This window comes from Patulibacter medicamentivorans (assembly GCF_000240225.1).
Lineage (GTDB): Bacteria > Actinomycetota > Thermoleophilia > Solirubrobacterales > Solirubrobacteraceae > Patulibacter > Patulibacter medicamentivorans.
This window is the reverse complement of record NZ_AGUD01000055.1, coordinates 1-5,126: the sequence shown is the minus strand read 5'-3', so window position 1 is coordinate 5,126 and position 5,126 is coordinate 1. Positions and strand designations below refer to the sequence as shown.

Sequence of the window (5,126 nt, the reverse complement as noted above, 5' to 3'; positions counted from 1 at the left end):
GCCCGGCGCCCTCGACGGCCGGCCGCTGCGCTGGGCCGGCGGGCCCGTCCCGGCCGGCAGCGACGCGCCCCGCTGGTGAGCCGGCCGCGCCCGCCCGGCGCGATCGAGGGTGGTTCGTCGCATCACGGCGGCTCGGCCCCGGTATGCTGCCGCGAACGAGCGAGGTGACGCGAGGAAGCCGGTGCAAGTCCGGTGCGGTCGCGCCACTGTGATCGGCCCACGGGCCGGGAGCCAGAGACTCCGCCACCTCGCATCGCCAACGACGGGACGCGAGATCCCGAGGAGGACGATCAGACGTGAGCACGCAGACCGCCATCGAGCCAGCCGCAGAGCGCCGCGAGTCCGGGGTTCCGATCCCCGTCGCGTCGCCCCGTGAGCTGCTGCCCTACTGGATCTTCGCCGGCCTGGTGCTGATGCTGGCGATCTACTTCGTCGGCGCGGAAGAGGGCGCGACGTCGGTCTTCTCCGGCTCCGCGATCCACGAGCTGGTGCACGACGCGCGCCACCTGCTCGGCTTCCCCTGCCACTGAGCGGGGAGCCTCGACATGGTTCGCACCTTGCTGGTGCGGGGGATGCTGGTCGGCCTGGTGGTCGGCCTCGTCGCCTTCGCCTGGGCGTACTTCGTCGGTGAGCCGCCGGTCAAGGCCGCGATCGCCGTCGAGGAGGCGGCGGCCGCCAAGGCCGGCGCGATGGACGAGGGAGCCCCGGAGGTCAGCCGCGACTTGCAGAGCACGCTCGGGCTGCTGACCGGGATCCTGATCTTCAGCACCGCGATCGGCGGCTTCGTCGGCCTGATCTTCGCGATGATCTACGGCCGGATCGGCGCGCTGCAGGCGCGGGCGACGGCGCTGGTGATCGCCGCGGTCGGCTTCACGACGGTCGTGCTGGTGCCGTTCACGAAGTACCCCGCCAACCCGCCCGCGGTCGGCAGCGGCGACACGATCGGCGAGCGGACCGGCTGGTTCTTCGTCCTGATCGTGATCGCGATCGTCGCCGCGGTCGCCGCCGGACGGCTGATCCGCGACCTGTACGCCCGCTGGGGCGTCGGCAACGCGGTCGCGGCCGGGCTGCTGCTGTTCGCGGTCCTGATCGGCGTCGCCCACCTGGCGCTGCCGGCCGAGAACGAGGTCCGCACCGGCTTCCCGCCGCAGGTCCTCTGGGACTTCCGGCTGGCCAACCTCGGCACCCAGGCGATCATCTGGTCGCTGCTGGCCTTCGGCTTCGGGCACGCGGCCGAGCGGGCGCTGGCCGGCAAGCCGCTGCTGGGTCGCCGCGCCGCGGCCGGCGCCAGCGCACCGACGACCTGATCCGGACGGGGCGCGGAGCGATCCGCGCCCCGCTCCGCGCCTAGGTGGTCTCGGGGGCGCTGTCGCCGAAGCCGGCCGCGAGCACCCGGGCGGCCGCCTGCGGCACCGTCGCGCGCGCCTCGGCGACCGCGTCCTCGGCCTCGCGCAGCGCCTCGGCGACGCCCTCGCGACCATGGAACGCGGTCAGCACCGCCTCCTCGACCTGCGCCCGCAGCCAGCGCAGCTGCTGGGCCGCGCGTCGCCGCTCGAGCCCGCCGGTCGACTCCTGGTGGGCGCGGTGCTCCTCGATCGTCGCCCAGGTCTCGGCGATCCCGGTCCCCTCGGCGGCGCTGGCGGTCAGCACCGGCGTCTTCCAGCCGGGCGTCGCCTCGGGCAGCATCCGCAGCGCGTGGCGGTAGTCGCCGGCGGCGCGCCGGGCCAGCCGCAGCGCGTCGCCGTCGGCCTTGTTGACCACGATCACGTCGGCGACCTCGACGATCCCGCGCTTGATCCCCTGCAGCTCGTCGCCGGCGCCCGGCACCAGCAGCAGCAGGACGCAGTCGACCAGCTCCGCCAGCTCGGCCTCGGACTGGCCGACGCCGACCGACTCGACGATGATCACGTCGAATCCGGCCGCCTCGCAGAGCACCATCGCCTCGCGCGTGCGGCGGGCGACGCCGCCCAGCACGCCCGACGTCGGCGACGGGCGGATGTAGGCCTCCTCCAGCGCGCTCAGCCGCTGCATCCGGGTCTTGTCGCCGAGGATGCTGCCGCCCTGGCGAGTGCTCGACGGGTCGATCGCCAGCACCGCGACCCGGTGGCCCTGCTCGACCAGCCAGACGCCGAGCGCCTCGATCGTCGTCGACTTGCCGGCGCCCGGAACGCCGGTCAGGCCGATCCGGCGGGCGCCGCCGATCTCCGGCAGCAGCCGGGCCATGACCTCCTGCGCCAGCGCCCGGTCGTCGACCCGGCGGCTCTCGGCGAGCGTGATCGCCCGCGCGAGCACGCCACGGTCGCCGGCGCGCAGGCCGGCGACCAGCTCGTCGACGGAGGGGCGGGGGCGGGCCATCAGGGGCGACCGCCGGCGCGCATCGGGCGGTCGTCGCTCACGCCTCGGCGGCCGCCGCCGGCACCTCGAGGTCGAGCTTGCCCATCAGCAGCTCCAGCAGCGCGCCCGCGGCCTCGCCGATCACGGTCCCGGGCGGGTAGATCGCGGCGGCGCCGGCCTCGCGCAGCGCGTCGAAGTCCTGCGGCGGGATCACGCCGCCGACGACGACCAGGATGTCGTCGCGACCCTGCTCGTCGAGCGCCTTGCGCAGCTGCGGCACCAGCGTCAGGTGGCCGGCGGCCAGCGACGAGGCGCCGACCACGTGGACGTCGGCCTCGATCGCCTGGCGGGCGACCTCCTCCGGCGTCTGGAACAGCGGTCCGATGTCGACGTCGAAGCCGAGGTCGGCGAACGCCGTCGCGATCACCTTCTGGCCGCGGTCGTGGCCGTCCTGACCCATCTTCGCGACCAGGATCCGGGGCCGGCGACCCTCCTGCTCCTCGAACGACTCGACCAGCGCCCGGGTGCGCGTGAACGACTGGCTCATCTCTCCGACCTCGCTCCGGTAGACGCCGGCGATCGAGCGGATCTCGGCGGTGTGGCGGCCGAAGACCTTCTCGAGCGCGTCGCTGATCTCGCCGACCGACGCGTGCGCGCGCGCCGCCTCGACCGCCAGCGCCAGCAGGTTGTGATCCTCGGCCCGGTGGCCGCTGGAGGCGCTGGCCGCGCCCTCGGTCAGCCGCTGCAGCGTCGCCTGCACCCGCGGCTCGTCGCGCTCGGCCCGCAGCCGCTCGAGCTTCTCGATCTGGCGGGCGCGGACGCCGTGGTTGTCGACCTTGAGGACGTCGATCTGCTCCTCGTTCGCCGGCCGGAAGCGGTTGACCCCGACCAGCGTCTGCTTGCCCGAGTCGATCCGCGCCTGGGTGCGGGCGGCCGACTCCTCGATCCGCAGCTTCGGGACGCCGGCGTCGATCGCCTTGGTCATCCCGCCGAGCTCCTCGATCTCGGCGATGTGGGCCAGCGCGCGCTCGGCCAGCTCGGCCGTCAGGCGCTCGATGTAGTAGCTGCCGCCCCACGGGTCGATGACGTCGGTGGTGCCCGACTCCTGCTGCAGGAACAGCTGGGTGTTGCGGGCGATCCGGGCGCTGAAGTCGGTCGGCAGCGCCAGCGCCTCGTCGAGCGCGTTGGTGTGCAGCGACTGGGTGTGGCCCTGGGTCGCCGCCATCGCCTCGACGCAGGTCCGGACGACGTTGTTGTAGACGTCCTGCGCGGCCAGCGACCAGCCGGAGGTCTGGCAGTGGGTCCGCAGCGACAGCGACTTCGCCGACTGCGGGTCGAACTGCTTCATGAGCTTCGCCCAGAGCAGGCGCCCGGCCCGCATCTTGGCGACCTCCATGTAGAAGTTCATGCCGATCGCCCAGAAGAACGACAGCCGCGGCGCGAACTTGTCGATCGGGATCCCGGCCTCGATGCCGGCGCGGGCGTACTCGATGCCGTCGGCCAGCGTGTAGCCCAGCTCCAGGTCGGCGCTCGCCCCGGCCTCCTGCATGTGGTAGCCGGAGATCGAGATCGAGTTGAAGCGCGGCATCTCCTGCGAGGTGAACGCGAAGATGTCGCTGATGATCCGCATGCTCGGGGCCGGCGGATAGATGTAGGTGTTGCGGACCATGAACTCCTTGAGGACGTCGTTCTGGATCGTCCCCGTGAGGTCCTTGGCCGCGACGCCCTGCTCCTCGCCCGCGACGATGAACAGCGCGAGCACCGGCAGCACGGCGCCGTTCATGGTCATCGACACCGACATCTCGTCGAGCGGGATGCCGTCGAACAGCGTCCGCATGTCGAGGATCGAGTCGATCGCGACCCCGGCCATGCCGACGTCGCCGGCGACCCGCGGGTTGTCGGAGTCGTAGCCGCGGTGGGTGGCCAGGTCGAAGGCGATCGACAGGCCCTTCTGGCCGGCGGCGAGGTTGCGGCGGTAGAAGGCGTTCGACTCCTCGGCCGTCGAGAAGCCCGCGTACTGGCGGACCGTCCACGGCTGGTTGACGTACATCGTCGGGTAGGGCCCGCGCAGGTACGGCGGGAACCCGGGCCGGGTGTCGAGGAAGTCCAGGCCGGCGACGTCGCCCGAGCCGTAGCCGGGCTCGAGGGTGATGCCCTCGGGGGCGGCGAAGCGCAGGTCGTCGAGCGGCCGGCCGGCCGCCGCGGTCGCGGCTGCGTCGATCGTGGCGCGGTCGGCGGGGGCGGTCTCGACGTCGCCCAGCGAGGCGCCCGTCAGGTCGGGGATCGCGCTCATCGGACGGCCTCCGCGTCGGTGGTGGTCGGTCGCTCGGCCGCGACGGTCGCGTCGAGCGCGGCGCGCAGCTCGGCGATCATGTCGACGCCGTCGCGCAGCGCCCCGTCGGCGCCGACGGTCGCGGCGCGGTCGTCGGTCGCCTGCGCCAGCAGGATCACGGAGGCCCCGGCGGCCCGCAGCGCGGAGACGGTGTCGGCCAGCCCGTGATCGGACTCCTTGCGCCCGAACGCGACGACGGCGACGGGCGGGCCGCCGGCCTCGTGCCAGGCGGCGGTGACGGCCTCGGCCGAGGTCAGCGGCGCGGACTGGTGGGCGGCGAGCCCGCCGACGCCGAGGAAGTTCGTCGCCCAGGTCGCGGCGGCGCTGTGCGCGGCCAGCGGCCCCAGGCACGCCAGCAGGACGACCGGGCCGGGCTGGCCGGCGTCGCCGGCGTGGGTGGCGGCGTCGCGGCGCAGCTGCTCGAACGGCGCGGCGTCGCGGCGGACCGGCTCAGCTGGCG

Annotated in this window: 4 protein-coding genes, 1 pseudogene and 1 riboswitch; of the genes and pseudogenes, 2 read left to right on the top strand and 3 right to left on the bottom strand. The window is 74.0% G+C overall.

Features of this window, described 5'->3' with window-relative positions; genetic code table 11:
- Positions 1-171: 171 nt before the first annotated feature.
- Positions 172-241, top strand: a riboswitch (cobalamin riboswitch).
- Positions 242-296: 55 nt separating this feature from the next.
- Together PAI11_RS06105 and PAI11_RS06100 are read left to right on the top strand one after the other, a co-directional pair.
- The gene (locus PAI11_RS06105; RefSeq protein WP_007571992.1) at positions 297-530 is read left to right on the top strand and encodes a CbtB domain-containing protein; all 234 of its coding nucleotides are present in this window, start codon (positions 297-299) and stop codon (positions 528-530) included.
- A gap of 15 nt (positions 531-545) precedes the next feature.
- Complete coding sequence (locus tag PAI11_RS06100; protein WP_007571991.1) at positions 546-1,307, top strand: CbtA family protein; 762 nt, start codon at positions 546-548, stop codon at positions 1,305-1,307.
- 40 nt (positions 1,308-1,347) lie between these two features.
- Here PAI11_RS06100 and meaB read toward each other — a convergent pair whose 3' ends face one another.
- The 3 genes and pseudogenes from meaB to PAI11_RS26870 form a co-directional block, all read right to left on the bottom strand.
- Positions 1,348-2,355, bottom strand: a complete 1,008-nt coding sequence (gene meaB, locus PAI11_RS06095) for a methylmalonyl Co-A mutase-associated GTPase MeaB (RefSeq protein ID WP_007571989.1) — start codon at positions 2,353-2,355, stop codon at positions 1,348-1,350.
- Positions 2,356-2,392: 37 nt separating this feature from the next.
- Positions 2,393-4,627: a methylmalonyl-CoA mutase gene (scpA, locus tag PAI11_RS06090; protein WP_050897136.1), complete on the bottom strand. Its 2,235-nt coding sequence runs from the start codon at positions 4,625-4,627 to the stop codon at positions 2,393-2,395.
- Positions 4,624-5,126 (bottom strand): annotated as a pseudogene (locus PAI11_RS26870) (methylmalonyl-CoA mutase); the annotation flags it as partial. The gene scpA and the pseudogene PAI11_RS26870, both read right to left, overlap by 4 nt.